The organism is Microbacterium sp. LB12 (assembly GCF_037150835.1).
Classification (GTDB): domain Bacteria; phylum Actinomycetota; class Actinomycetes; order Actinomycetales; family Microbacteriaceae; genus Microbacterium.
The window spans coordinates 31,985-56,062 of sequence record NZ_JBBCPF010000014.1 but is presented as its reverse complement, the minus strand read 5'-3'; the positions used below and the strand labels follow the sequence as shown (position 1 = coordinate 56,062).

Below are 24,078 nucleotides of genomic sequence, written 5' to 3'. Positions count from 1 at the left end.
AAGATGGACCAGCTCGACGAGCACCTCGCCGAGCAGCGTGCCGAGACGCTGCGCGCCGGGCTCGCCGACTACGAGCTCGACGATGAGGATGCCGCGCTCCTCGCCGGCATCACGCTGGGCGAGGACGGCATCCAGTACAGCCCCGCGCTGCCCGTGGTGGCGATCGTCGGACGGCCCAACGTGGGCAAGTCGGCGCTCGTGAACCGCATCCTGGGGCGTCGCGAAGCTGTCGTGGAGGACACCCCCGGCGTGACGCGCGACCGTGTGACCTACAAGGCCGAATGGGCCGACCGCCGCTTCTCGCTGGTCGACACGGGTGGCTGGGAGCCGGATGCCCGCGGCATCGACCGCTCGGTGGCCGCGCAGGCGGAGGTCGCGATCGACCTCGCCGACCTGGTCCTGTTCGTCGTGGACGCGATGGTCGGCGCGACGTCGACCGATGAGCACGTCGTGAAGCTGCTGCGTAAGAGCGGCAAGCCGGTGTTCCTCGTCGCCAACAAGATCGACGACGCCCGCCAGGAGCCGGAGGCTGCCGCCCTCTGGAACCTCGGTCTCGGAGAGCCGCACCCCGTGTCGGCCATCCACGGACGCGGTGTCGCCGACCTGCTCGACGAGGTGCTGAAGAAGCTTCCGGAGGTCTCTGCGGTGGCGAAGCAGGAGATCGGCGGACCGCGTCGTGTCGCCATCCTGGGCCGACCGAACGTGGGCAAGTCGTCGCTGCTGAACAAGGCGGCGGGCGAAGAGCGCGTGGTCGTCAACGATCTGGCCGGCACGACTCGCGACCCGGTGGACGAGGTCGTCGAGCTCGGCGGGAAGATGTGGCGCCTGGTCGACACGGCCGGCATCCGCCGTCGCGTGCACATGGCGCAGGGCGCCGACTTCTACGCCTCGCTGCGTACCTCGGCCGCGCTGGAGAAGGCGGAGGTCGCTGTCGTCGTGCTCGACGTCTCCGAGACGATCAGCGAGCAGGACGTGCGCATCATCGACCTGGTGCTGGAGTCGGGCCGGGCGCTGGTGCTCGCGTTCAACAAGTGGGATCGTCTGAACGACGACGACCTCGAGAACGCCGACCGCCGTCGTTACCTCGAGCGGGAGATCGAGCAGGACCTGGCGCACGTCGCCTGGGCCCCGCGCGTGAACATCTCGGCGAAGACCGGACGCCACCTCGACAAGCTCGTGCCCGCGCTGGAGACGGCCCTCGACAACTGGGACCGCCGTATCCCCACGGGCAAGTTCAACGCGTTCCTCGCCGAGCTGGTCGCGGAGCACCCGCACCCGCTGCGTGGAGGCAAGCAGCCGCGCATCCTGTTCGGCACGCAGGCGTCGACCCGTCCGCCGACGTTCGTGCTGTTCACGACTGGATTCCTCGACCCCGGTTACCGCCGGTTCATCCAGCGCCGCCTGCGCGAGCTCTACTCGTTCGAGGGCACCCCGATCGTGATCAACATGCGTGTGCGCGAGAAGCGCCAGCGCTGACCTGTTCCGGCGCTGACCTGTTCCGGCGCATGTCGCGCCGTGGTGCCGTGACCCCGATGCTGTGAAAAGCTGAGGGGGTGACTGTCGTACCTCCTGCCGCAGGTGAACCGCGCCGCCCCGACGGACCCCGGAATCCGGGCGATGCCTGGGTCGTGGCGGAGTCGGGGGAGAGGTACTGGGGGCGCTTCGGCGCTGCCGGGCTTCTCGCCGTCGACCCGGTGCGCGGCATCCTGCTGCAGCACCGCGTCGCATGGAGCCACTTCGGCGGCACCTGGGGGCTTCCGGGCGGGGCGCTGCACGAGGGCGAGAGTGCGATCGTCGGTGCGATCCGTGAGGCACAGGAAGAGGCCGGCGTTCCCGATGAGGCCGTGCGCCCGCGATTCACGAGCGTGCTGGATCTCGGCATCTGGTCGTACACGACGGTGGTCGCGGATGTGCAGACACCTTTCGAGCCGGTGATCAGCGACCCGGAGAGCGTCGCGCTGGAGTGGGTCCCCGTGGACGAGGTGGATTCCCGTCCCCTGCATCCCGGTTTCGGAGCGGCGTGGCCCGCGCTGCGCGAACTGCTCGGTGTGCGTCCGGCTGTGGTCGTGGATGCCGCGAACATGGTCGGCTCCGTGCCGGACGGCTGGTGGAAGGATCGGGCCGGTGCGGCGTCGCGCCTGCGCGATCGTCTGGACGGCCTGTCCGTGCCCGCGAGTGTTCTGGAGTTGGGCGGCGACGTGTGGTTCCCGGGGGTCGCGTTGGTCGTCGAGGGGCAGGCGCGCGGCATCGACCAGGAGTCGGGCGCGGTGTCGGTCGTGCGTGCGGCTGCCGCGGGTGACGACGCGATCGTCGCCGAGGTCGAGCGTCGGGTGGCAGCGGGACAGGCCGTCGTCGCCGTGACGAGCGATCGGGAGCTGCGTGAGCAGGTGGAGCGAGCAGGAGCGGTGCGGACGCAGTCGGTCGGATGGCTGCGGGACCTGCTCGACGGCCGGGACTGACTCGCTCTGACCGGGATGATTCTCTCCCCACGGCATCAGACGAACATCACTCGTCGAGGTGGGGGATCGGAGTAGTCACGCCCGAGCGGACTGTGCCAGGTGACACTGCCATCTTTCTCCTGTCGCGCCGTCCACCGGTGTGGATCCGGGACGTCCGGATGCTTGAGCGTGTGATGCGCGCGGCAGAAGTGCGCGAGGTTGTCGAGTCGTGTTCTCCCACCGGTGGCGTGGTCGTGGTTGTGGTCGATCTCACTGCGGTGCGCAGGCATACGGCAGCCCGGAAAGCGGCAATGCTGATCGCGTGCGCGGAGGAAGCGCCGCATCCCTTCGGTCGGCGTGTAGGTGTCGGTCTCGACGAGCATTCCGCTCGGATCGAGGAACAGACGACTCCACCCGGTGTTGCGTGCGGCGAGGTCGCGCGCGATGTCGGGATCGAGTGGGCCGTGCCCGTCGAGTTCGGCGGGACGATCATCGGCGCCCGCGAGCGTTGTCGCGGCGACTGTGACCTGCACGCGGGCCTGGATGTGGTCGAGGCCGTCGCCGTGCGCGGCGCTGGGGTCTGCCGTGAGGAGCAGGTCGCTGAGGAGGTCGGCCTGGATCTGCGCCCACGTGCGCGTATCGGTGGGCAGGTGCTCGATCTCGGGATCGGTCGCGAAGGTATCGCCGTCGGCACTCGCGATCACCGCGGCACCGCGGGGGCCGAAGCGGGGGTCGTCGAAGCACGGGTCATCGAGGGAGAAGCTGTCGGGGCCGATGGTGTCGTGGTCGTCGTCGAACCACCAGGGGAGGGGCACGATGTCGCTGTCGTCTCTCGAGCGCACGATCTCGCGCGTCATGCGGCTCAGTCGATCGGAGATCGCCGTGGCGATCCACTCCGGGAGCACGGCGGTGAGCAGCGCGAGTCCATCATCGAGGGACTTCACGGTCACGCACCGCTCCGCGGCTGCGCGGCGGTGCCGGTCGAGGACGGTGTCGCCGATGAGCGCGGCAGCGACCTGCCGCGCGTGCGATCGGGTGCGTGCCGACGTGTCTTCTTCGGCGACCACCAGCACCGCTGTCTCGAACAGAGCCATGACCTCTGTATCGGCCCTCCCATTGCGGATGGCCTCGGCGACGATCGCACTCGCTCTGGCGATCTCGCGGACGTGACCGGAGCTGATCGCGCCGCCGGCGAACGCGGCTCGCACCGCGGGCAGGTGCGTCTGCAGCGCGAGAGCGTCGGCGAAGGCGAAGTCCATGGACCCCTTCGACACGTGCGCTGCGGCGGCGAACTCCGCGACCATGGAACGGCGGATCGCTTCGCGGTGGAAGGGGTTCGTCGAGACCTCGGCATCATGAAGAGCGATCTGCTCCACCAGGAGCTCAGCGGCCTCCGCCTCGAGCGCGGCGATCTGACGTCTCTTGTCGGTCCACGCATCCAGCACACGACGTCGCTCCTCGAGTTCGAGGTCGAGATCGGTCTGGAGAGTCATGCCTCCAGTTTAGAACATATGTTCGAGAATGGAAGAGGTCAGTCGGAAAGAATATCGCTTCGGCCGCGCAGCTTGTCGATGTCGCGGCGTTCCCGTTTGGTCGGTCGTCCGGCGCCTCGATCACGGAGACCGAGGGCGGCCTGGGGTTCCCGCTCCGGCGTGCGATCCTCATAGGCCAGCGCCGCGATCGGCGCGCCCACGCGTTTCACGAGAAGCTGGCGGACGATGAGGATCCGATCGAATCCGGCGATGCGGACGCGCAGTTCGTCGCCCACGCGCACTTGCTGGGCGGCCTTCACCTTCTCGCCGTTGACGCGAACATGCCCCGCGCGGCATGCCGTCGTCGCGGCCGAGCGCGTCTTGTACACCCGGATGGCCCAGAGCCAGCTGTCGACGCGTGCCGCATCCATCAGGCGTTCCTCTTCCTGAGTGCGATCAGCGCGCCGGCGACGATGAGGCCCTGCCCGAGCGTGTAGGTGAGCATCACGGCGGGGCTGCTCCACGAGGGGAGGGAATCCGGCAGGAACAGCCGGAATGCGAGCAGCGTGTCGCTGGCGAGGAAGAACGCGCCGCCGACGGCCACGAGCGGGTTGCAGCGGGCGGAGAAGGCGGCGGTCCCACCGAGGACGACTCCGTAGAGCCCGACCGCGATGAGCTGGTTTCCCGTGTGCGGGCCGAGGAAGAGGATCATCGCGACCCACCACGCGGCGTACACCAGCGCCCACCACGGCACTCTTCGGATGGCGAGATACCGGGCGAACAGGACGATGTATGCCACATGGGCGATGCCGAAGAACAGCAGCATCAACGGGAGTTCAGGAGCCGCGGGGAAGAACGCACCGGCGCCGTCGCCGAGCCAGGAGAACAGCAACGCCGCAAGTAACAGGAGCAACGTCGCACGCGGCGCGAGTCGGCGGGCCGAAACCAGGACGGGGATGGCGAGCATCGGCATGAGCAAGAGCTTCGTCGGCCCGGCGAGGGGGCTGTCGACCGCCAGCAGCACGACATGAAGGAGCGAGACCACGACGAAGGGGGCGAAGGCCCACGCGAAGAAGGTGGGCCGGGTGCGGCGCTGCATCCCCTCATCGTATGGTCGGGCGGACTCCGGTTCGGTCGCCGGGCCTGGCGGACGCACGGCGCTCACGACTCGACGGTGACCTGCGCGACGGTGTCGTCGACGCCGAAGTGGACGGCGGGCCAGTAGCCCTCGGGGAAGTGCTCGCCGCACCCGTCGTTCAGGTGCAGCACGACCGTTCCGTCGGCCGCCGATTCGATCGTGTCGAGAGTGAGGTCGGATGCCGCGTCGTCGAGCTCATGCGGTTCCGGCTCGCCCGTGCTGAACTGCGTCACGACGGCATCTGTGGCGATCCGCCGGAGGGTGTCGAGTCGGGCTACGACTTCACGGAGCCGGGGGAGCAGGGGTGCGACCTCGTCGGGTGTCGTGCCTTCGAGCATGAGCTCGACCTCAGCGCCGTCGACCGAGACGGTGCCGACGAACCAGTCGTGGGTCAGCACGGTGCCGTCGGTCAGCTCGGAGCGGGCGCGCGTGAGCGTGCCGAGGCGGGGGTCGTCGATCGTGGAGTGCGGGTCGCTCATGCCCTCACGCTATCGGCTGGCGTGCGCGGCGAGGTCGAGTGCCACAAGCGCACGACCCGGCTTGAGCTCGGTCTTCTCGGTGAAACCCGCGGCGAGGAATGTGCCGAGTGTGCCGTGGAACAGGTCGTTGCTGCGCTGCTTCGTGCCGCCCGTGTCGACGGGATACCCCTCGATGAGGCGGGCGCCGGACTCCTGCGCGTAGGCGACCGCGGCACGCAGCAGCTCGAGGTTGAGCCCGGACCCGCGATGTTCGCGTCGTACGACGAAGCAGGTCACGGCCCAGACCGAGTCGTCGTCGAACGGTTCGGTGCTCGCCGCCGCGATGATGCGTGTACGGGGGACGCGCGCCTGCTTCGTGCGCGGACCGATCCTGATCCATCCGGCCGCTTCGCCGTCGACGTAGGCGATGATGCCCGGAGGTGGACCCTCGTCGACCTCGGCGCGGAACAGCTCGGCGCGCTGTGGGGTGGTGGTGGCGTTCCAGTCCTTGTTGCTCAGCACCGGCCAGATGCACTGGCAGCTCGCACCGTCACCGCCGCCGGTCAGTGCATGCTGCACATCGTCCCAGCGCTCGGCCGTGGCCGGTTCGGTCGTGATCGTCACCATGCCCGCGACGGTACGCCGGGCGTCCGACACCCGCAACGGCTCGGTTCGCGGAGGGGCCGAACATGCGGCTAAGATAGGGGAGTTGCCTGCGCGAGAGTGCAGAACAACGGGCTGTGGCGCAGCTTGGTAGCGCACTTGACTGGGGGTTAAGTGGTTTCAACCTCCAGTAGCCCGAAAAAGTGAACAACGGGATGTGGCGCAGCTTGGTAGCGCACCTGACTGGGGGTCAGGGGGTCGCAGGTTCAAATCCTGTCATCCCGACAGAAAAGCCCAGGTGAGAGTAGGTTTCTCACCTGGGCTTCGTCATGTTCGGAGCGGTTTTCGTTTGGTCCCCCTCTGGTCCCCCTGGCCGGTCGAGGCGGCGCGCCGACTGCCTTCGCGATGGTTGTTCGGCCGCGGCCTGTGGATAAGGGGACCAAAAGGGGACCAGAACGGTTTCGGCGACTATCGCCCCGGCGTAGGGACCGCATCACAGGCCCCTGGACGGGGTGCTGCCGCGCCGGGCGTGCTTGCGCTGTCCGGCGGCCGAGAGGAAGGCGTTGGCCTGCTCGGCGGCGGACGCCAGGTGGCGATCGTCGGGGTGGAGGTAGCCCCGCGTGGTCTCCATCGAGGCGTGCCCGAGGATGTCTTGGAGGACGTGCAGCGGGATACCGGCATCCGCCATCCAGGTCGCCCCGGTGTGCCGGAGCCCGTGCCGGGTGAGGTTGGGCAGTCCGAGCTTGGCGACGATGCTGTCCCAGTTGGTGGCGTCGCGCACGGTCGCAGTCGTGAGGATGCCGCCCTTCGGCCCCACGAGGAGCTGGTCTTCGGGTTGCTTGTCCTTGACTAGTCGTTCCAAGACGGGGCGGAGCGGTTCGAGGATCGGCACCCGCCGTTCCTTGCGGCTCTTGGTCGGCTTGGTGACCAGGCCGCCTTTCCCGGGGAAGATCTGCCGGCGGATCACGACGAGGTTCTTCCCGAAGTCCACGTCCCCGACCTGGAGCCCGGACACCTCGGAGGAGCGTGCGGCGAGCAGGGCGGCGAGCATCACGAAGTCGCTGTAGGACTGGTGCACCGTCCCGCAGGCCCGGGCGAGCCTGTTGAGGGTCTTCATGTCCGGGATCGCGTGGGCGCGCGGTGAGGACTGCGTGGCCGACTGCCCACGGAAGGCGTTGCGGTTCAGACTCCGCTTTGCCCGGTTCTTCGCGGGGTTGATCTGGATCAGCCCGTCCCGGACCGCTTCATCGAGCACCCGCACGAGCGGCGCGATGGAGTTCTTGATAGTCGACGCCCCGTAGTGCTGTTCCCAGCCGTCGATGGTGCGGTCGATGATCCCGGCGGTGATCTGCGAGACGGGCAGATGCCCGAGGGCGGGCAGCACACGCAGCTTCAACCCGTACCAGTAGGTCTCTCCCGTGGATGTCGGGTCCAGACCTCGCGCCCACCTGTCCCCGATGGAGGTGACGTACTCCAATATGGTCATGGACACGTCCATGCCTTTCACGGAGGAGTTGCGGAGCTGGTCGAAGAAGGCGTGCGCCGCAGCCTCGTCCCGCACGATCTCGGTGCGGATCACGCGGCGCTTGGTGGTCGGGTCCGTCCAGCGGGCGCGGGCGCGGATGCCGTAGGAACGGCGCTCCATGTCGGTGGACAGCTTCACCCCGATCGGCGGTACCGGCTTGGGCTCGGCGGTCGGTAGCGGCTCAGCCCTCCGGGGCATGGTCGTGCTCCAAGCCGTCCAGCCAGCGGTCGACGGCGTCGAGCCGATACCGGGCGATCCCGCCCAGCCGCAAGAACGGCGGCCCGCTTCCTGCGGACCGCCACCGCGACAGCGTGGACTCCGACACCTTCAAGTACGCGGCTACCTCGCGGCTGTACATCAGCGGCGACACGAGCAGGCTCCCCGCGCTCTCGCTCACGGGAGTTCTCCGGTGTCCGGGTCGAGGCCGGCGTAGAACGCGTCCTCGGCGTCGCGGCGGCGCTGCACGTCGGCCAAGACGAACTCCACGAACTCAGCGTCGCGATCGACGATCGGTGTGTCCTCGATGGGATCGCCGGGCTTCTCGCCGGGCCAGACGGTCCGCCGTGTGGGGCGGTCGCGGTCGAGTCGGGTGCCGCACGCGGCGACCCAGTCGCGGAGCCGCATGCGGGCGTCGGCGAAGTCGCGATGCCAGCCCAAAGGCGCGGACCCATTCTGGTCGGGGTCGTAGGCGCAGAGCCAGTGCATATGCAGCGCTGACAGTTCCCAGACGAGTTCGGGGTGGAGATGCCAGGCCGGTGGGATCACCGAGGCCGGGAGTCCATAGGAGTGTCGGAGCCAGTCGACCCAACGGTTGAGCTCCAGCCATTCGACTTCGGCCTCCTCGGCTGTGAGCAGGTTCCAGTTGATCGGATGTGGCGGCTCCGGGATCATGGGATCGTTGAGGTCATCGTCCGGTGCATCCATCTCCGGTACCGGCGCCGACTCGCGCTCGTCGTCCATGACCGGCCTTACAGTCCCATCGCCGGGGCGGCGCTGCGCTGTGAGCTGCGGGCGGACGTGAAAGCCGAGACTTCCCGTTTCGGTGCCTCGCGTTCCGCACTGGCGCGTCGCGGCGTGCGGTCGACGTCGTAGCGGGTACGGGCGAGGTCGTGACCGATCTTCTTGGCGACGAACTCCTCGTCGTCGACGGTCTGGCCGTCTCGTTCGTAGTTGACGGGGCGGGTGTAGCCCTCGGCGACGAAGTTGTCGCCCTTCGCGAAGCGGGCGTCAGCGTGCTCGGCGGAGCGGTCGAACATGACGAGGTTGTGGAAGGTGGTCTCCAGTTGGGTGAAGGTGCCGTCTTCTTCGCGGCGGTAGTGCTCCTGTCCGAACCGGAGATACAGCCGCGGGTCGCCCTTTGCGGTCTGGGTGAGTTGCGGGTCGGACGCGACGAACCCGGAGACGGATTCCTGCGTGTGAATAGTCATGATCGTGCTTCCCTTCTGCCGCGCCGCCAGGTGCAGCCGGTGTGGCGGGAAGGTGCGCGATCGCCTCCCTGGTCAGTTCTCGGCGTGGTGCAGCTGCGCTTCGATTTCGGCGCGGTCGCTCTTGAGCCGAGCGGCGTCGGGACGGCCGGGCCAGGGGTGCAGGTCGGTGACGATGGGTGGTGCGGAACGCAGCAGGACGACGCCGGTTCCGAAAGGCAGTCGGCGGATGCGGTCGGGCGGGAAGGTCGGGACGCGGCGCACGGATCGTTGGTTGGAGCGGGTGCCGTGGTCGCCGAGTGTCACGCTGTCGGTGTATTCGTCGCGCTCGCCGATAAGTGCGGAAAGGTCTTGCAGGTCGCGGCTGTTGGATGCGCCGCCGAGGATGACCTTTACGATCGAGGCATCCCAGATCGCGTTGGCCTGGTGCTCGTTCCACTTGTCCCGTGCTTGCGCGAGCGACTGGAGAACGGGCATGGTCGTGATCCCCGATCCGCCGCCTTCCGCCATCAGGGTGGGCAGGCTGGGCAGTGGTGAGAGGTTCGCGATCTCGTCCAGTGCCAGCAGCAGGGGCGGGTCGAGACGTGCTCCGGGTGAGCGTGCGGCGAGGCGGCGGGCGGTCTCGATGAGGTCTTCCACCAGCGCAGCGACCAGTGCGGCACTGGCTCCGGCCCCGGCGCCGGTGGCCAGCAGAAACAGGGTTCCCTTGTCGCGGATGAATGCCTCTGGGGCGAAGCCTTCGCCTTCGGCGGGAGATACCGTGTCGAGGACGCGGGGGTCGGCGAGGGAGCCGAGGGCGAGGGAGACACCTTGCCAGATGGAGTCGCGGGTACGGGGATCGGAGTCGATCATCGCTTCCAGGGATTCGGCCCAGCCGGTCGCGGCCCGGGTGGAGCCGGTGAGGATCGCGACCGCATCGGCTGCGGCGGTGGGGTCGAGGGTCCATCTGAACAGTTCGGCGGGTGGCCGGTTGTCGATAGCCGCGGCGTGCAGCAACGCTTGGAGTGCGGTACGGGTCTTGCCTTCCCAGAACCCGCCGGAATCGACCCCGCCTGCGGACAGTCCGGTGCAGGCGGCGAGGCCGGCGGCGCGGATCATGGCTGTCTGCGGTGATTCGCAGCCGCGGATCGGTGACCAGCGCATCCCGGCGGGCAGTCCTTCGGCGAGGTGTTGCGGATCGAAGATCGCCACCGGTCCGACCCGCCTGCGAGCGCGCATGGTTGCGGTCAGATTGTCGGGCCGGGTGGAGGTCGCGATGACCGCGCCGGGCGCGTCGAGGATCGCGGGGATGACCAGGTGCAGGCCCTTGCCGGAGCGGGGCGGGCCGATGACCATGATGGAGTCCTCGACCGACGCCCACACGCCCACGCCCTTCGAGGCCCCGAGCCGGTAGCCGACATCTTGCGGCTTCGGATTCGCGAGACCCGGGCGGAGATTGGCGGCTCGACGGAGCAGGGCCTTCTGGGAGGCTGCGGTCGCGACGTCTTGGCGAGTCGCGATCCCGGCTATCCGCCGCGGATCGGCCTCGACCCGATGCGTGTACCTGCGGACTCTGACCCACACGAACCCCACCAGCGTGACGAGGAGGGCGAGGATGAGGCCGGTGACGATCCAGTAGACGACGACGTTCAGATGCTCGGCGTCGAGAGCTGTACCGGGGTCGCCGGGATGTGCCAGGACACCGATTCCGGATGCCGGCCCGCCGTGGGGTTGGCTGGTCCCGGTGAGCCAGGCGGTGATGGTGCCGGCGCCGCGGAGGACGAGGGCGATGCCGAAGAGCGCGACCAGCCCGATCATGGCGGCGTTGGTCAGCTCGTCTCCGAACGATCCGGTCTGCCGGCCCTCACCGTTCACGACAGTCGCCGGATCACCGTCGTGCCGGAGATGCGACCGAGCAGCAGGACCTCCACGGGGCCGTCGACGTGATCCGGGAGCGGGCCCGCGGGGTCGATAAGCGCGCGGGCAACGCCGGTGGGGGCGGCGTCGGTGTGTCCAGTGATGATCGCGACTGCGACATCCTCGCCGGGGATGAACCCCTCGCCGTCGATCTGGTCGAAGGCCGGCGTCGTGGGCGCGGGAGCGGCGTCGACGGTGGGCTCGGGCTCGGAGAGGGCCCGGCGGCGCCGGGCGGTGATGAGGTCGGTGAACACGGAGCCGTCTGCTTCGCGGACCTCGACGCGGATGGTGCGGGTGCGATCGTGGCTGGCCTGGTCGATGATCTGCGGGAACGACTCACGCCGCCAGGGCGGCGCCCATTCAGGCGGCGTGATCGGGGCCCCATCGATCGTGGCAGTCAGCGTACCGGCCTTGTGCACCGTGAGGATCAGGGTCGGGATCGCGACGGGCGGCTGGTCGAGTTCGCTTCGCTTCATGCCCGGCAGGTACGCCGCCGAGCCCAGCTTTCTAGATCATGCGGGTGGTGGTGTCGAACAGGGCGAGCTCGTCGGGATGCATCTGGTGCTGCACGACGAAAGAACGCTCCTTGATGCGCCACAGGCCCTGTCCGGTGCCGAGCCCGGGCAGGAGGCGTTGTTCGGTGCCGGTCAGACCGAGAGCGTTCGCGGTAGTGGAGAGCTGGTCAGATTCCTGCCGGTAGATCACCCGCGTTTCCGCGTTGGCGAGCAGACTGTTCGCCAGCGACCGCATGGCCGAGCCCTGATCGCCGACGTTATCCAGGTCGGAGAGCTTGTGGAAGATGAGCATGTTCGCGAGCCCGTAGTGCCTCGCGAGTCGCCACTGCGCGTCCATCCGGCGTAGGAGGGCGGGGTGGGCCATGAGTCGCCAGGCCTCGTCGTAAATCATCCAGCGCTTTCCGCCGGCGGGGTCCATGAGTGCGGCTTCCATCCACGCAGACGCGCAGGTCATCAGCACCGATAGGAGGGCGGCGTTCTCCGCGACACGGCTGAGGTCGAGACTCACCATCGGTAGCGACGGGTCGAACCGCACCGTTGAGGGTCCGTCGAACAGGCCGGCGAGGTCGCCGCCGACGAGTCTGCGCAGCGCGTGGGCGACGAGCCGGCCATCTTCGGCGAGGCGGTCGTCGGCGTCGGCGGACGGGGTGAGGAGGCGGTCCACGATCATCGGCAGGATCGGCACGTCCGCGTCCTGGACGGCGGCGGTGAGGGCGGTGTCGATCGCGGTGTGCTCCACGGGTGAGAGGTCGCGGCCGAGGACCGTTTCCGCGAGGGCACCGAGCAGTTCGCGGCGCCGCGAGGCCAGGGTGCTGGCCCATTCCTGGTTCGAGAGCCCGGAGGGGCGGTGGCCTTCATCGAGTGGGTTCAGTCGCGCGGCGAGTCCGTGCCCGAGGACGATCGCTTTCCCGCCGACTGCTTCCGCCACGGGGCTGTGCTCGCCTTTGGGGTCGCAGGGCACGTATACGCGACGCCCGAACGGCAGGGAGCGCGTGTAGAGCGACTTTGCGAGGCTCGATTTCCCGGAGCCGACGATGCCAGCCAGGATCATGTTCGGCGCGGTGATGACGCCCCGCCGATACAGTTCCCACGGGTCGTAGACGAAGCTGCCACCGGAGTACATGTCTTGTCCGACGAACACGCCCTGACTGCCCAGACCCCCTTCGGCGAGGAACGGGTACTGCGCCGCGAGCACGGCGCTGGTGTCCTGATGCCTCGGCAACCGCAGTCCCCCCGGTGAACGCAGGGCCGCCAGCCCCGCCTCGCCGGCCCTCGGAAGATACGTGACCGAGCGTCGTTCAACCCGTTCGGCCACAGCCTTGGCTTTCGCGACGTCCCGGTCGGTGCGGCGTTGCTCCGCGATCAGTCGGGCGGCGGCCTCGCGACGTTGCTTGCGGTACTTGCGGCGCTCTGAGGCTGGCTCCACCAGCACCGCGGTGTGCAGCTTCTCCCGCTCGGCGCTCATAGCGTCAGCCCTCGCGCCTGCTTGACGGCGGTGATCGCAGCTGGCTCGAACCATGACCCGTCCCGCTTCGCAGGCTGAACCGGTGCCCGCTTCGGTGCGCCCGGCGACGAGTACGACCCCAGCACCTCGGGGCCACCCATGGCCGGTGGCGCGAGCATCTCAACCTCTTCGGCCTCCGGGGCGGGCTCAGTCCGGCGGAGGAGTGAGACGTATCCCATGTGCGGATTGACAACCAGCGCGTAGTCGCCCGAGGTGATCACCTGGTCGTTGGCGCCTGCTCCGGGTTCGTCGTAGACGTACCCGTTCTCGAGCGCGGCCTGGGTGGTCTCGTCGCCATAGTCCCACTGGGCGAGGTAGTCCACCGCGTCAACGTGGCCCAGCTCGCCGAGGATGCGCAGCGGCCGTTCAGCATCCTCACCCTGCAGGAACACGACCGTGATCCACTGCTCGGCCGGGGCCGGGCGCGGGTGCCAGACAATCCGGCCCGACTCGGCGAACGCGGCGGAGAGTTGGTCGTCGGCCTGATCGATCAGCGCCGCCGCCTGCTGGAACCCGTCGGCAGCAGCGGTCGCGGCCTGCGCGCCGGATGCGCGGTCGCCGTCGTCGGCACTCACGTGGTCCCGGCGGGCGGTGTGGACGGCGGCGATCTGGCCGAGTATCTGATGCAGAGACCGGATGCCGACGGCCAGCTCGCCGATCACCTGGTAGGTGTCGGCGGGGTCGTCCCAGGTCCGGGTCGCGTGGGCCAGGCCGCGGAGAGCCTCGGAAGCTTCAGCGGCGTCGGCGAGGGGGTTCTCATAGCTGGGCATGACCGGCCTCCATGGCTCGTATCGGAAGTGCTGATCAGGTGCACGCGCCCGATTGGTGTCGGTCATGCTCCGTAGGCTTGGAGGTATGCCTTATGTCGCCACCGTGCTCCGCGTGATGATTGCCTCACCGTCCGATGTGCCTGAAGCGCGCGACGCGGTGGAGAAAGCGGTACATGGCTGGAACGACGCCAATGCAAGGACGAAGGGCGTGATCCTGCAGCCGTGGCGTTGGGAGACATCCGCGGTTCCTGTCATGGGCGCCCATCCGCAGAAGCTCATCAACGCCCAGGGCGTCGATGATTCAGACATCGTGTTCGCACTGTTCGGCGGCCGACTAGGTTCGCCAACCCCCGATGCAATCTCCGGGACCGTGGAAGAAGTGGACCGCGCCGTGGAACTGGGGCGGCCGGTGCATATGTACTTCTCGACCGCACCGCTTCCTCATGACGTTGACACCAGTCAGCTCGATGCAGTGCGCGCCTTCAAGAAGGGCATGCAGGATCGTGGCCTGCTCGGCGAGTTCAGCAACGTCGAACAGCTCAACCACGAGGTCTGGAAGGCGATTGAACACGACATCGCGGCAATGTCGCTTCAGAGCGTCACAGCGCCTCCGTCCGAGCCAGTCGGCGTCGACTTCTTTGTCCAGCCTCGGCAGGAGCGCGAGATGTCTGGTCTGAACTCCAAAGGGGCTCCTCGCTACAGCACCAAGCATTGGGCGGAGGTCACGAATACGGGAGACCGAGACGCCGAGAGCGTCACGTTCGAGAGTCCCGCGGAGAATGGCGGCATGTTCGTCGCCGGAGCCGACGAACCCACGATCATCCATCGCGGCCAGATGCGGCGGGTGCCACTGATGTTCACATGGGGCGGGTCCAGTGATCCCATCCTCCGGATTCACTGGATCGAGGATGGCGAGAGCCGGCACCGGGACTTCCACGTCGGCTAGTTTGTGCCCATCAAACCGAGCGGCACAGTGGGAGGGCGGCTGCGGTGAACGCGGCTGCCTGCTGGCCGACCAGCCGCCTGGTTTCGCAGGAACTCTGGATCGCAGCCTGGGTGATGGCTGCAACCGCGGCTTCCAGCTCGTCGACGGTAGGCGCGGACACGCTGATCAGGCCGGTCACGCGCAGGACTCCGTGGCCCGCGGTGAGGTCCGCTTCCTGTTGCAGCACGTCTTGGAACTCCGCGGTTTGGGCGGCGTCTTCGATCTGCCCGAGTCTGGAACGCTGGGCGGCGTCGCTGATGTACTCGACCTTCTTGCGGCGGATGTCGCGGGCGGCCTGGTCGGAGCGCATCGGGGTGTAGATCAGCGACACGGCTCGCTGGATGCCGGTGGACAGCAGGATCGGGGCGGTGAATCCGGGGTAGACGAGGCTTCGGGGCCATTCGGAGATCCAGAGCACGGCGTGGTGGGCGGAGTCGGTGCGCAGGTTGCCCCAGGTCTCGGTGACCGCGACCGGGCCGGCGGTGGCGAGGTCGCGGCCGATCTGCCCGTGCCGTTCCAACGCGGACGCGACGGCAGGGTCGTAGGCGGAGCGGAGGATGACGGCGATCTGTCCGGCGTCGAGCCACCCGGACGGGGCGAGGTCGGCCGACCGCAATGCGGACGCCAGGGTCGACATCTCCTGCCGCAGCACCCCGGCGGCCCCCTTGATGCCGCCGCCGGCGGTTCTGATCTGCCGGGCCGCGGCCTTCATGTCCAGGCTCAGGCTGATCGTGGTGGCGTGCCGTTCCCCAGCAGGCCCGGCACGTTCGATCAGCTCGGCGTAGGTGTCGGCGGCCCAGGAGCCGTCCGGGGTGCCGTGCGTGGTCCACCACTCCGCGAGCCCGGTGCCTGAGTCGGGCAGGGTGCGCTCGAGGACTTGCAGGGTCGCGATCCGTCCAGACCGGCATACCGTCGCCAATGCGCGGCCCCAGGTGGTGACGCGGCGTTCCTGCTCGCCAGGATCGAGGAGCACGAACGCGGGATGTGTCACGTCACAGACGACCGTCAACGTCGCGGCGTGGGGGTCGCGGATCATGCAGGCCCCGGTCTCCGGATCGATGTATTCGCGGAGCCGGGCCACGTCGCCGGGCAGGGCGAGGGTGCAGGCGGGGCGGGGCTTCACGATCCCGCGACGGTAGAGCAGTTGCCCGCCCGTGACCCGCCACAGCCACCAGAACGCGACCGGCAGCCACTCCACCACCGGGCGCCCGCCGACAGGGATCCACGTCAGTGCGGCGCTGAGAACCCAGATCGGGGCGGTGTAGGCGAGCAGCATCCCGCCGCCCGCGTAGAACGCGGCGATAAGGGTGAGGCCGCCGATGCCGAGGGTGACGAGCTGCGCGACCGACAACCCCAACAGCACGCCCCGGCGCGTGAGGCGGGAGAACTTCACCGGCACGAGCTCGCCCGGCGCGGGCTCTTTCGCATGACTGACCATCGGTCACTCCTTCGTCGCCTTGGGCGGGGTTTGGGGTGCCCGGCGCACGCTTGGCGCTGCGGTCGGCGCGGGTGCCGAAGGCGGCGGAGGGGCGCTGGATTGTCCGGCGCCGCTGGCGACCGTCTCGCCCTGACCGGCCAATGCCGCACCGGCCTTCGGTCCCGCGGTGGCCGCGGCTTTCACGACCTGCGCGCCCACGACCACGGCCACCGCTGGGCCTGCCGCCGCTGCACCGGCACCCGCCGCGCCTGCTCCGGCACTCGCCCCTGCCCCGGCGCCCGCCCCTGCACTCGCACTGGTCGCCCCTGCTGAGCCGCCGGTCGGGGAGGCCATCGGCGCCGCCGCACCACCGCCTCCAGAGCCGCCGCCGGGCCTGCTCGCTTGACCGTCGAGTACCTTCTTCGGCCCGTCACCGGACGGCTTCGACGGGATCGGGATGGGTCGGTTCAGGGCGCGTTTCGCGTCGTCCTCGGCGGCGGCCTGCCCGTAGTAGTCGGTGCCGACGAACGCGAGGAACCGGTACGTCAGGTACGGCGCGAACCCCGCCAACGCCATCAGCACGATCCCTGCGAGCGGGTCGGACACGGAGGCCAGGTCGAGGTCGATGGGGGCCGCGACCTGGGTGATCGCGACGAGGAAGATCACGACGAGCACGAGCTTGGACAGGATCAGGGCGATCACGAACATGGCCCACTTGCTCACCCAGCCGCGGGCCGCGTCCCACGACGATCCGGAAAAGGCGAGCGGGGCGAGGGCGACCGCGACGAGTAGCAGCGATTTGCGGATCAGCAGCGACAGCCAGACGATCGCCGCTGCTGCGATCGCGAGACCGGCGAGGAAGATCATGATGATCGCCCCGACCCCGGGCGCGGGGATGGACAGCGCGGAGAGCCCAACGACGAGGGCGGCGATCTTGTCGCCCATGGTCTTGGTGGTCTCGCCGGCGGCTTGGATGATCCCGACGCAGAGCTGGTCGGTGATCTCCAACAGCAACGCGACCAGGGTGACGACCACGAAGGAGCCGATCACGGCCTTCCCGAGGCCGAGCGCCGCGCGGGTCAGCGCGGTGGGGTCACGCCGGATCATCCCGGTGATCAGTTGCAGGCAGAAGAACAGCAGCATCACGAACACGGCGATGCCGAACACGAGGTTGAACACCGACAGGAACCCGGGCCGTTGCACGTTCACCAACGTGGTGGTGTCGAACACGGCCCAGACGGCGGTGAACAGCCAGCTTGCCGCGCCGCCCATCGCCTGGGCGAGCCAGTCGAACGGCGCCGCTACCAGCGATGCCGCCGCCTCACCTGCGGTGTTGCAGACGGTGGAGATGACGGGGACATCGCATATGCCCATCACAAGACCTGCTTTCTACCGGACCGGGTTCTAGACGGTCTGGCCGACGCCCCAGAAGAAGTTCACGAGCGCGACGCTCGCGCCGCAGACGATCGCGGCACCGCAGGACACGAGGACGCCGACCTTGCCCCGACCGGCCAGATGCGGGTTGCTGGAGTTCGCGCCGTAGGCCCAGACGACGGCTGAGACGATCAGTGCCAGGACGGCGAGGATCAGGCCGACCGTCATCACCGCACCGACGATGGTGCGCAGGGCCGCGATCCCGGGAAGACCGGAACTGTTGGGGGGAATGTCGATCACGATGGTGTCTCCTTCAGGCGAGAGGTGGCTTCTGCCCACAGGTGCACCGTGCTGACCGCCGCGTCCTCGCTCGCCCGCATCACCGGGCACGTCTCAGGGGGCGGGTCCGGGTGTGCGTCAGAGTCGTTGACCGAGAGCGATGAGCCAGTTCATCCACGCCACCCCGCCGCCCGCGAGCACGGCGGCGCCGAGCGCGACGAGCACCCCGACCCGGCCTTTCGTGGCGGCGGAGTAATTGCCCTGCGCGGCGGCGATCGCCCAGCAGATCGCCGAGACGATCAGCATGAGCACGGCGATGACGACCACGAACATGAACAGCGCGCCGACGACCTGCTTCAGATCACCGATCCCGGCCAGCCCGCCGAAGTTCGGAAACACGCCCATCACGCACCACCGCGGGGGAGTGCAGCCGTGATCGGGCCCGCCGGTTCCGGCCAAGGCGCAGCTGTGGTCCCGTGGGCCTCACATCCGGTCGTGGGGCCGGTGGTCGCGGTGGGGAGGTTCGCGGCGCCGTGCTGGGTGAGCCACGCGGCGGCGTCGATCGCCGTGCCGTTGGTGCCGCCGGGGCGGACCTCGAAATGCAGGTGCGGGCCGGTGGACATGCCGGCGGAGCCGACGTCGCCGATGTGCTGACCGGCGGTCACCCGGTCTCCGACGTGGACGAGGACGCCGGTGTCCCACATGTGCCCGTACGCGGTCGCGACCGTCTGACCGTCGATGTGATGCTCGATGACGATCAGGTTCCCGTATCCGCCGACCGGCCCTGCAACGGTCACGACACCGTCCGCGGCGGCGAGGATCGGCGTCCCCTCAGGGGCGGCGAAATCGGTGCCGGTATGGAACGACGCTTCCCCGGTGATCGGGTGGATACGCAGGCCGAACGGCGACGCCAACACCCACGTCCCTGCAGGCAGCGGGAACACCACACGCGACGAGCCGTCCGCAACGGTCGTTCCGCCGGTGGCGGAGCCCGCCCGCGAGACACCGGCGTGGGTGAGGGCGTTGAGGATGACGTCCGCGACGGGTGCGTTGTTGCGGTAGCGGTAGGGGAACGCGGACACCTCGACGGACTGTGCGGCTTCCCCGGGGTCCATGGTCTGCCAGCCGGGAATGTCGAGGAGACCTCGGGGGGAGCCATTGTTCGGGCCGGTCGGGCCGCCGAAGAATGCGCGGGCTTGGTACGTCGGGTCCATGAGTTCGGCGACGGTGCCCCACCCGGATTGCGGGCGCATCTGGAACAAGCCGAGGGAATCGTGGTCGCGGCCGTTGCCGTCGTTGGGGTAGTTCGCGGACTCGGGGTAAGTGCCGGTGTTCGCGAGCATCCGCAGCGTGGACTCGCTGAGCGCCGCCATCAGCGCGATCTTCACCCCGGGCCGGCCGACCCCGTCGATCCGGCCGCCGACCGTGATGATCGTCGCCGCATGCGTGAGCTGTGTCTTGTTCAGCGTGAACGTGGAGCCGTCCGCCGTGGTGACCCGGAGGCTGTCGGGCACGGCTCCGACCGAGAGCGACCCGGTGGTCGAGCATGCGGCATCGGCGGCCGGGTTCATCAGCACCCCAACCGACAGCAGCAGAGTCGCCGGCGCGAAGAAGAGTGCGGCGAGCGTGAGAACGGCGAGCTTACGGAACACGAGACGCCTGCTCTCACCGCAGCGGGTTGTCGAGCTGAGACAGCCGCAGCAGATGGCAGGTCGGGTAGGTCGGTGCACAGACGATGAACACGGTGAACGACACCGCATGCTCGCTGGACACCGGTTCGCCGTTCCACACGCCGTCGCGGTACCGGGTGCCCTCGATCGTGTACGCCCCGGTGCCCGGTGCGATCTGACCCGGCTGAGCCTGTGCTACGGCGTCGGCCCACGCCGCGGGCACGAACACTCGATCGATCACGAGGTGTTGCCGGGTTTCGTGCTTGCGCAGCTCGATCCACGCGTCCCGCGTCGGCAGATACGCCGAGACATCGGACGCCAGGCCGGCCTGTTCGGTGCCGGTCGGGTCACCGGTGTCGAGGACGATGGACGTGTAGTCCAGAGGCATCAGCCCGCTCGTGGTGTCCCACCCGAAGATCGCCTTCGCGACATTGCGGGCGAACGTCTCCGGGGCAGCGGATCGCACCACCACCGGCATCCGCTGTGACGCCGGTCCCGGCATCGACGGTGCGGACGGCGGGGACGGTGAAAGCTCCGGGTGCGGGGCGCTCGCGCCGCGCGGGCCGGCGATGAGGCCGTGGATGCCGACCCCGGCGAGGAGCAGCAGCACGACCCCCGCGGCAATCAGCGCGATCAGGCGGCCACGCGAAGGCGACGGAGAACGAGAGGTCTTCATGCCCCTTAGGTGCACCCCGACCGCTACAGGCCACGGCCTCACACGGCGCGCAGGTGCGGCATTGCAGCCCGCTCACGCGCGGCGCGGAGGTCGCTGGCGAACCGTCGGGTGCCCTCCGCGGTCGTGTAGAACGCCTCGGCTTGCTCGTCGGTGAGCTGCGCGGTGAGTTCGTCGAGGTCGTAGTGCATCCACCACGAGTCGAGCTCGGCCCAGGTCAGCACGAACGCCCGCACCGCGTACCGAGCCTCCGGTACCGCCGGCGTCGGCGCCTTGGGCTTCTTCGTCTTCTTCGAGCCGTTCTTCGCCTCGGCCCCCACCCGCGCAAGGGCCTGTTCGGCAAGATCGTGCAGATGCGCATCGCGGGCGGCCTCGCCGCTCCGTTCGAGTTCGCGGACACGCTGATACGCCGGATCGACCGGACTACCGGTCTCGATGGCCGCCAGCCCGGCTCGTGCTTCTGCACGCAACGCATCGCGCGTCTCAGGGTCCGCGACAAGGCGTTCGAGGTAGCCGATCTGTTCCAGCCGCGTGTACGACGCCGCACCGGTGACCATCTGCGCGGCCTGCCTGCGGGCATCACCGGGAGGGGTGGTCAACGGGTCCGCCGATTCGGCGGACCCGTTCTTCCACCGCGGTTGGTAGTCGCTCGTGAACTGCCCGGCCGCCTCCCGGCGTGCCGCGTCCTCGGCCATCAGCGTCTTGATCTCGCGATACAGGCCCGCGGCTTCCAGTGGGGTGAGGGTCTTGTGAAGCTGGTTGTCGTCCTGCTCGGCCAGCAGGTGCCCCAACCGGTCCGAGATGGCGGAACGCACCCAGACGTTGACGGTGCGCCAGCCGAGCGTCTTGATCGCTGCGAGTCGCCGCACCCCGCACACGAGCACACCGTCCGGGGTGATCGTGATGGGTTGCAGCAGCCCGTCGCGGTCGATGGACGCGGCGAGGGCGTCGAGGTCGCCGAGGTCGTGCCGGTGCCGGTGGCCGACCTGGATCGACTCGACCGTTCGGTCCAGCTCGATGCGCCCCGTCGCCGTGGTCATCACGCACTCCGCCGCCCGGTCCCCGTATGGGGCGCGGCCTGGCTGATGGTCGCCACGAGCCCGTCGTCGGCCAGCAGGCTCGGCAGGCTTTCGCCGATCAGGAGGCGCAGCAGGATGCCACGGCCTTCGCCTGTCGCGCTGTAACCGGGAGTGGTGCGACCCAGCAGCACCCGCAACAACACGGTCCACGACACCGCAGGGACATCAAGGAGAGCGCGGGCGTGCCGGTCGCGGCGCAGCACCTCGTAGGTGGAGGTGCGTGATCCGATCCGGGCGAGGGCTTCGCAGACGTGCTCGATCGCGGGTCGGGCGGTGCCGTCGGGCCAGCCCAGCAGCAGGAACAACAGAATCGCGTCCTCCACCGCGCCGGTCACCGACGCAGGCTCACCCGAATCCACCTCGTCGTCGTGGTGGTAGGGGTCGGTGACGTGGAATGCCGGGTGGTAGTCCGACAGGGTGTTCTCGCGTTCGGAGAGGCGTTCGGGGTCGTGGAAGCAGGAGACGTGCGGGCGGCGGGCTTGATGCACCGAGCACAGCAGCCCTTGGCCGCGTTCTTCGGCGATGCAGGTGATCCGCACCGCGTGGGTGACGACGGCCCAGGGGTCGTCGGCTTCGCGGGCGGCGCGGGTGCGCATCACGTCGAACGCCGCTGACGCGGCCTCCCACGGGTCCAGGCCGTGTTTACGCGCCAGCGGCGTGTACTTTTCCGCGGCGTAGGTCATCAGTTCGGCGGCTACCGGGTCGTGCTCCCATGCGCCGGGGCCGGCGTCGTGGAGCCGGCGCAGCAGGGCGCGCAGGCCCTCCCCATTGGTGTAGTCCTCACCGGCAGGATCGGTCGCCGTCGTTGTCGTGGTGGTCATGGTCAGGGCACCTCCTGGCAGGCAGGTGCGCCGGTCGCTCCTAGCTACCGTCACCCCGCCGTCCTGGGTGTCCATGACCCATCACCACCCCGGGCTACCTCATCCCGACCCCGGGCCGTGCCGGACTCTCGGCGTGTTGACCGCGACGACCGAACGCGGACACGGGCGGCAACCGCTTTGCCCGCTCCGACACCGACCGTGCCCCGGTCGCGAGGGTCGAACGGAAACGGCGGCCCTGCACGGCTTGGAACTCGATCCCGCGCCCTGCGAGAGCTCCGCTGGAACGGACGAGCAGATCGGTCGGGCGCACCCAGTCCACGCCCCTGCCGCGTACCCGATTCAGCCGCTCCTGCAGCGCATCGCGGCGGTCGGACTCCTGCTTGATCGCATCAGGCGTGCCCGCCTCCAAGGCCTCGGCTTCGGGCTTGGACTGGTCGTGCTCAGGGATGCCCTTCGGCGATGGTTCGCGCATCAGGTGGTTGGGGCTCATGCTGTCGCTCCCTCCGGCAACGGCCCAGAGTCCGGTTGCGCTGGTTCATCGGATTGGTGCGCGTCGGCGAACCAACGCCCAACGGTCGAGGGATGCACGTCCAGGGCGCGCGCGATCTTCTTGTTCGACAGCCCCGACTCGCGCAGTTCCGCCGCCCTCTCGCGTCGGCCCGCCGCTCGCTCGGGCATTGACGGGGTGATCGCGACCATCCCGGCCTGCATGGCGGTCAACGGCGCCTCAGCGACCGATACGGCCCCCGCGGTCTTTGCCGTCTGGTCGGCTGACTCGCTGGGACGGGCGCGGGTGAGGATGACGGTGAGGTGCGTGATCGCGAGCAGCACGACCGGTGGCACCGCCGCGACGGACGCAGCCAGCCCTGCGGGGACGTCCGCGTCGGCCGAGACAACTGCGTGCAGCGAGTTCGCCGTCACCGACACCGCCGCCGAGCCAGCGAGCAGCGTCCACGGATACCAGGCGACCCGTTCCCCGCCGAGCGCGACGACCGCGACCGTGGACACCACGATCACGCCGTCCACGATCAGCGGCCACGCCCAGGCTTGTCCGTCGCCGATCCCGGACCGACGCGCCAAATCCGCGAGCGAGGTGAACGACAGCCAGAACGCGCCCGCGGCGATGAACACCGTGCCGGCCGCCGACGTGATGACCGCCCACTGGCGGCCTGGCCACGCCCTCACAAGAGCCCCCGGGCCGGCACCCGCTGCCGAGCGACACTAGGCGCAGCAGGAGCTGCGCGGTCGTCTCGGATCGCGATCGCGTGAACGCGGCGATAGGCGCTGTCGACAGTCCGGACGATCTCACGCTCCTCGAAGCCAGGCTGCACCGCAGCCGTCACCAGCACCTCCCGTGCGTCCGCGAGGGGGACATCATCCTCCGCCAAGCGGCACGCCGCCCAGAACAATGAACGATTCCGTTCACCCTCGCGCTGCCGGCTGACCCACAACGCCAACCGCTCCGCCTCGACGGCCGTGTCGCGCATGACCGCGGCTGACGGTCTCGGCGGGGTGGCGCGTGGTGGGGTGAGGAAGTCACGCAGCCGCAGCGCGTCCACTGGAGCACCTCCGCTGCCTCCGGCGACGATGCGGTAGCGGGTCGGGGTTCCGTCGATCGTACGGATCGAGGGCGCGGCGACGATGTAGCCGCCGTCGCCGCGGAAATCGATGCCCGCTCTGGCAGACTGCCACGACCTCTGCTCGACCCCGGGTACCGCAGGGAAGTAGGCGTGCAGGCCGCCAGTCGGAGTGCCCACCAGCAGCCCCCATCCGTCGACCAGACCCGCGGCGTCGGCGCGGGCGAACGCGACGGTCCCGTCGACCGGACCGTGCACGTCGACATCCACGACGACCAGGCCGGACACGCCCCCGGTCGGGATGCCGATGTTCGCAGCCGGGGCCGCTCGCCACCAGGCCCGAATCTGAGCCGCATCGGTCGTCGCGTCGAGGAACCCTCGCCCGCCGCGGATCAGCGGCGTCTTGCCGCCTGGCGCACAGGGGAAGACCGGCACCCCTGCCAGCGCGAGAGCCAACGCC

Annotated in this window: 26 protein-coding genes, 1 tRNA gene and 1 pseudogene; 4 read left to right on the top strand and 24 right to left on the bottom strand. The window is 69.2% G+C overall.

Features of this window, described 5'->3' with window-relative positions; genetic code table 11:
- Positions 1 to 3 precede the first annotated feature (3 nt).
- Both der and WFM69_RS17890 read left to right on the top strand, forming a co-directional pair.
- Entirely contained in the window at positions 4 to 1,476 is a 1,473-nt protein-coding gene (gene der / locus WFM69_RS17895) for a ribosome biogenesis GTPase Der (RefSeq protein ID WP_337007020.1), read from the top strand.
- A 77-nt stretch (positions 1,477 to 1,553) separates the two neighbouring features.
- Positions 1,554 to 2,459, top strand: coding sequence for an NUDIX hydrolase (locus WFM69_RS17890; RefSeq protein WP_337006989.1), 906 nt, complete (start codon positions 1,554 to 1,556; stop codon positions 2,457 to 2,459).
- A 35-nt stretch (positions 2,460 to 2,494) separates the two neighbouring features.
- Here the strand turns inward: WFM69_RS17890 and WFM69_RS17885 are convergent, their stop codons facing one another.
- The 5 genes from WFM69_RS17885 to WFM69_RS17865 all read right to left on the bottom strand — a co-directional run bounded on the left by WFM69_RS17885 (position 2,495) and on the right by WFM69_RS17865 (position 6,133).
- A complete protein-coding gene (locus WFM69_RS17885) occupies positions 2,495 to 3,931 on the bottom strand; it encodes an HNH endonuclease signature motif containing protein (RefSeq protein WP_337006988.1) in 1,437 nt (478 codons plus the stop codon).
- Between the two features lie 38 nt (positions 3,932 to 3,969).
- A complete protein-coding gene (locus WFM69_RS17880) occupies positions 3,970 to 4,341 on the bottom strand; it encodes an RNA-binding S4 domain-containing protein (RefSeq protein ID WP_337006987.1) in 372 nt (123 codons plus the stop codon).
- Positions 4,341 to 5,009, bottom strand: coding sequence for a lysoplasmalogenase family protein (locus WFM69_RS17875; protein WP_337006985.1), 669 nt, complete (start codon positions 5,007 to 5,009; stop codon positions 4,341 to 4,343). The genes WFM69_RS17880 and WFM69_RS17875 overlap by 1 nt, the downstream gene beginning before the upstream one ends.
- 62 nt (positions 5,010 to 5,071) lie before the next feature.
- Positions 5,072 to 5,527 (bottom strand): hypothetical protein, encoded by a 456-nt coding sequence (locus tag WFM69_RS17870; protein WP_337006983.1) that lies wholly within the window; start codon positions 5,525 to 5,527, stop codon positions 5,072 to 5,074.
- Positions 5,528 to 5,536: 9 nt separating this feature from the next.
- Positions 5,537 to 6,133, bottom strand: coding sequence for a GNAT family N-acetyltransferase (locus WFM69_RS17865; protein ID WP_337006981.1), 597 nt, complete (start codon positions 6,131 to 6,133; stop codon positions 5,537 to 5,539).
- Positions 6,134 to 6,320: 187 nt separating this feature from the next.
- Here WFM69_RS17865 and WFM69_RS17860 point away from each other — a divergent pair.
- A tRNA-Pro gene (locus tag WFM69_RS17860) sits at positions 6,321 to 6,394 on the top strand.
- 208 nt (positions 6,395 to 6,602) lie between these two features.
- Here WFM69_RS17860 and WFM69_RS17855 read toward each other — a convergent pair.
- The 8 genes from WFM69_RS17855 to WFM69_RS17820 all read right to left on the bottom strand — a co-directional run bounded on the left by WFM69_RS17855 (position 6,603) and on the right by WFM69_RS17820 (position 13,743).
- Complete coding sequence (locus WFM69_RS17855) at positions 6,603 to 7,832, bottom strand: tyrosine-type recombinase/integrase (protein WP_336627513.1); 1,230 nt, start codon at positions 7,830 to 7,832, stop codon at positions 6,603 to 6,605.
- Positions 7,816 to 8,031 (bottom strand): helix-turn-helix transcriptional regulator, encoded by a 216-nt coding sequence (locus tag WFM69_RS17850; RefSeq protein WP_336627512.1) that lies wholly within the window; start codon positions 8,029 to 8,031, stop codon positions 7,816 to 7,818. Before WFM69_RS17850 ends, WFM69_RS17855 begins: the two co-directional genes overlap by 17 nt.
- Positions 8,028 to 8,594, bottom strand: coding sequence for a hypothetical protein (locus tag WFM69_RS17845; RefSeq protein ID WP_442927775.1), 567 nt, complete (start codon positions 8,592 to 8,594; stop codon positions 8,028 to 8,030). The genes WFM69_RS17850 and WFM69_RS17845 overlap by 4 nt, the downstream gene beginning before the upstream one ends.
- Before the next feature lie 8 nt (positions 8,595 to 8,602).
- Positions 8,603 to 9,061, bottom strand: coding sequence for a single-stranded DNA-binding protein (locus WFM69_RS17840; protein ID WP_336627511.1), 459 nt, complete (start codon positions 9,059 to 9,061; stop codon positions 8,603 to 8,605).
- Between the two features lie 72 nt (positions 9,062 to 9,133).
- Positions 9,134 to 10,855 (bottom strand): TraM recognition domain-containing protein, encoded by a 1,722-nt coding sequence (locus WFM69_RS17835; RefSeq protein ID WP_336627536.1) that lies wholly within the window; start codon positions 10,853 to 10,855, stop codon positions 9,134 to 9,136.
- A 53-nt stretch (positions 10,856 to 10,908) separates the two neighbouring features.
- Positions 10,909 to 11,430 (bottom strand): hypothetical protein, encoded by a 522-nt coding sequence (locus WFM69_RS17830; RefSeq protein WP_336627510.1) that lies wholly within the window; start codon positions 11,428 to 11,430, stop codon positions 10,909 to 10,911.
- A 31-nt stretch (positions 11,431 to 11,461) separates the two neighbouring features.
- Positions 11,462 to 12,934 carry a VirB4 family type IV secretion system protein gene (locus tag WFM69_RS17825; protein WP_336633416.1) on the bottom strand — a complete coding sequence of 491 codons (1,473 nt, stop codon included), beginning with the start codon at positions 12,932 to 12,934 and terminating at the stop codon, positions 11,462 to 11,464.
- Entirely contained in the window at positions 12,931 to 13,743 is an 813-nt protein-coding gene (locus WFM69_RS17820) for a hypothetical protein (protein WP_336633417.1), read from the bottom strand. Before WFM69_RS17820 ends, WFM69_RS17825 begins: the two co-directional genes overlap by 4 nt.
- A gap of 85 nt (positions 13,744 to 13,828) precedes the next feature.
- On the opposite strand from WFM69_RS17820, the gene WFM69_RS17815 reads away from it, so the two are divergent.
- Positions 13,829 to 14,689, top strand: coding sequence for a DUF4062 domain-containing protein (locus WFM69_RS17815; protein WP_336627507.1), 861 nt, complete (start codon positions 13,829 to 13,831; stop codon positions 14,687 to 14,689).
- 10 nt (positions 14,690 to 14,699) lie between these two features.
- On the opposite strand, the gene WFM69_RS17810 is transcribed toward WFM69_RS17815, so the two are convergent.
- The 11 genes and pseudogenes from WFM69_RS17810 to WFM69_RS17760 all read right to left on the bottom strand — a co-directional run bounded on the left by WFM69_RS17810 (position 14,700) and on the right by WFM69_RS17760 (position 24,074).
- Positions 14,700 to 16,166 (bottom strand): SCO6880 family protein, encoded by a 1,467-nt coding sequence (locus WFM69_RS17810; RefSeq protein ID WP_337006980.1) that lies wholly within the window; start codon positions 16,164 to 16,166, stop codon positions 14,700 to 14,702.
- A gap of 3 nt (positions 16,167 to 16,169) precedes the next feature.
- Positions 16,170 to 17,519 (bottom strand): conjugal transfer protein TrbL, encoded by a 1,350-nt coding sequence (locus WFM69_RS17805; protein ID WP_336627505.1) that lies wholly within the window; start codon positions 17,517 to 17,519, stop codon positions 16,170 to 16,172.
- A gap of 30 nt (positions 17,520 to 17,549) precedes the next feature.
- Positions 17,550 to 17,819, bottom strand: a complete 270-nt coding sequence (locus WFM69_RS17800) for a DUF6112 family protein (RefSeq protein ID WP_336627504.1) — start codon at positions 17,817 to 17,819, stop codon at positions 17,550 to 17,552.
- A 117-nt stretch (positions 17,820 to 17,936) separates the two neighbouring features.
- On the bottom strand, positions 17,937 to 18,203 hold the full coding sequence (locus WFM69_RS17795) for a DUF6112 family protein (protein ID WP_337006979.1): 267 nt from the start codon (positions 18,201 to 18,203) through the stop codon (positions 17,937 to 17,939).
- Between the two features lie 41 nt (positions 18,204 to 18,244).
- Positions 18,245 to 19,450 (bottom strand): annotated as a pseudogene (locus WFM69_RS17790) (M23 family metallopeptidase); the annotation flags it as partial.
- A gap of 13 nt (positions 19,451 to 19,463) precedes the next feature.
- The gene (locus WFM69_RS17785; RefSeq protein ID WP_336627502.1) at positions 19,464 to 20,144 is read right to left on the bottom strand and encodes a hypothetical protein; all 681 of its coding nucleotides are present in this window, start codon (positions 20,142 to 20,144) and stop codon (positions 19,464 to 19,466) included.
- Positions 20,145 to 20,182: 38 nt separating this feature from the next.
- Positions 20,183 to 21,181 (bottom strand): ParB N-terminal domain-containing protein, encoded by a 999-nt coding sequence (locus WFM69_RS17780; protein ID WP_336627501.1) that lies wholly within the window; start codon positions 21,179 to 21,181, stop codon positions 20,183 to 20,185.
- On the bottom strand, positions 21,181 to 22,041 hold the full coding sequence (locus tag WFM69_RS17775; protein ID WP_336627500.1) for a hypothetical protein: 861 nt from the start codon (positions 22,039 to 22,041) through the stop codon (positions 21,181 to 21,183). Before WFM69_RS17775 ends, WFM69_RS17780 begins: the two co-directional genes overlap by 1 nt.
- A gap of 94 nt (positions 22,042 to 22,135) precedes the next feature.
- Positions 22,136 to 22,531, bottom strand: a complete 396-nt coding sequence (locus WFM69_RS17770) for a hypothetical protein (RefSeq protein ID WP_336627499.1) — start codon at positions 22,529 to 22,531, stop codon at positions 22,136 to 22,138.
- Positions 22,528 to 23,226, bottom strand: a complete 699-nt coding sequence (locus WFM69_RS17765) for a helix-turn-helix domain-containing protein (RefSeq protein ID WP_336627498.1) — start codon at positions 23,224 to 23,226, stop codon at positions 22,528 to 22,530. The genes WFM69_RS17770 and WFM69_RS17765 overlap by 4 nt, the downstream gene beginning before the upstream one ends.
- A complete protein-coding gene (locus WFM69_RS17760) occupies positions 23,223 to 24,074 on the bottom strand; it encodes a bifunctional DNA primase/polymerase (protein WP_336633518.1) in 852 nt (283 codons plus the stop codon). Before WFM69_RS17760 ends, WFM69_RS17765 begins: the two co-directional genes overlap by 4 nt.
- Positions 24,075 to 24,078: the final 4 nt, after the last annotated feature.

Excerpts from the sequence above, each read along its gene's own strand:
- WFM69_RS17825 (WP_336633416.1), bottom strand. The coding sequence starts at position 12,934 with ATGAGCGCCGAGCGGGAGAAGCTGCACACCGCGGTGCTGGTGGAGCCA.
- WFM69_RS17840 (WP_336627511.1), bottom strand. The coding sequence starts at position 9,061 with ATGACTATTCACACGCAGGAATCCGTCTCCGGGTTCGTCGCGTCCGAC.
- WFM69_RS17820 (WP_336633417.1), bottom strand. The coding sequence starts at position 13,743 with ATGCCCAGCTATGAGAACCCCCTCGCCGACGCCGCTGAAGCTTCCGAG.
- WFM69_RS17845 (WP_442927775.1), bottom strand. The coding sequence starts at position 8,594 with ATGGACGACGAGCGCGAGTCGGCGCCGGTACCGGAGATGGATGCACCG.
- WFM69_RS17885 (WP_337006988.1), bottom strand. The coding sequence starts at position 3,931 with ATGACTCTCCAGACCGATCTCGACCTCGAACTCGAGGAGCGACGTCGT.
- WFM69_RS17810 (WP_337006980.1), bottom strand. The coding sequence starts at position 16,166 with ATGGTCAGTCATGCGAAAGAGCCCGCGCCGGGCGAGCTCGTGCCGGTG.
- WFM69_RS17770 (WP_336627499.1), bottom strand. The coding sequence starts at position 22,531 with ATGAGCCCCAACCACCTGATGCGCGAACCATCGCCGAAGGGCATCCCT.
- WFM69_RS17775 (WP_336627500.1), bottom strand. The coding sequence starts at position 22,041 with ATGACCACCACGACAACGACGGCGACCGATCCTGCCGGTGAGGACTAC.
- WFM69_RS17805 (WP_336627505.1), bottom strand. The coding sequence starts at position 17,519 with ATGGGCATATGCGATGTCCCCGTCATCTCCACCGTCTGCAACACCGCA.
- WFM69_RS17880 (WP_337006987.1), bottom strand. The coding sequence starts at position 4,341 with ATGGATGCGGCACGCGTCGACAGCTGGCTCTGGGCCATCCGGGTGTAC.
- WFM69_RS17855 (WP_336627513.1), bottom strand. The coding sequence starts at position 7,832 with ATGCCCCGGAGGGCTGAGCCGCTACCGACCGCCGAGCCCAAGCCGGTA.
- WFM69_RS17865 (WP_337006981.1), bottom strand. The coding sequence starts at position 6,133 with ATGGTGACGATCACGACCGAACCGGCCACGGCCGAGCGCTGGGACGAT.
- WFM69_RS17875 (WP_337006985.1), bottom strand. The coding sequence starts at position 5,009 with ATGCAGCGCCGCACCCGGCCCACCTTCTTCGCGTGGGCCTTCGCCCCC.
- WFM69_RS17835 (WP_336627536.1), bottom strand. The coding sequence starts at position 10,855 with ATGATCGGGCTGGTCGCGCTCTTCGGCATCGCCCTCGTCCTCCGCGGC.
- WFM69_RS17785 (WP_336627502.1), bottom strand. The coding sequence starts at position 20,144 with ATGAAGACCTCTCGTTCTCCGTCGCCTTCGCGTGGCCGCCTGATCGCG.
- WFM69_RS17795 (WP_337006979.1), bottom strand. The coding sequence starts at position 18,203 with ATGGGCGTGTTTCCGAACTTCGGCGGGCTGGCCGGGATCGGTGATCTG.
- WFM69_RS17780 (WP_336627501.1), bottom strand. The coding sequence starts at position 21,181 with ATGACCACGGCGACGGGGCGCATCGAGCTGGACCGAACGGTCGAGTCG.
- WFM69_RS17870 (WP_337006983.1), bottom strand. The coding sequence starts at position 5,527 with ATGAGCGACCCGCACTCCACGATCGACGACCCCCGCCTCGGCACGCTC.
- der (WP_337007020.1), top strand. The coding sequence starts at position 4 with ATGGACCAGCTCGACGAGCACCTCGCCGAGCAGCGTGCCGAGACGCTG.
- WFM69_RS17815 (WP_336627507.1), top strand. The coding sequence starts at position 13,829 with ATGCCTTATGTCGCCACCGTGCTCCGCGTGATGATTGCCTCACCGTCC.
- WFM69_RS17830 (WP_336627510.1), bottom strand. The coding sequence starts at position 11,430 with ATGAAGCGAAGCGAACTCGACCAGCCGCCCGTCGCGATCCCGACCCTG.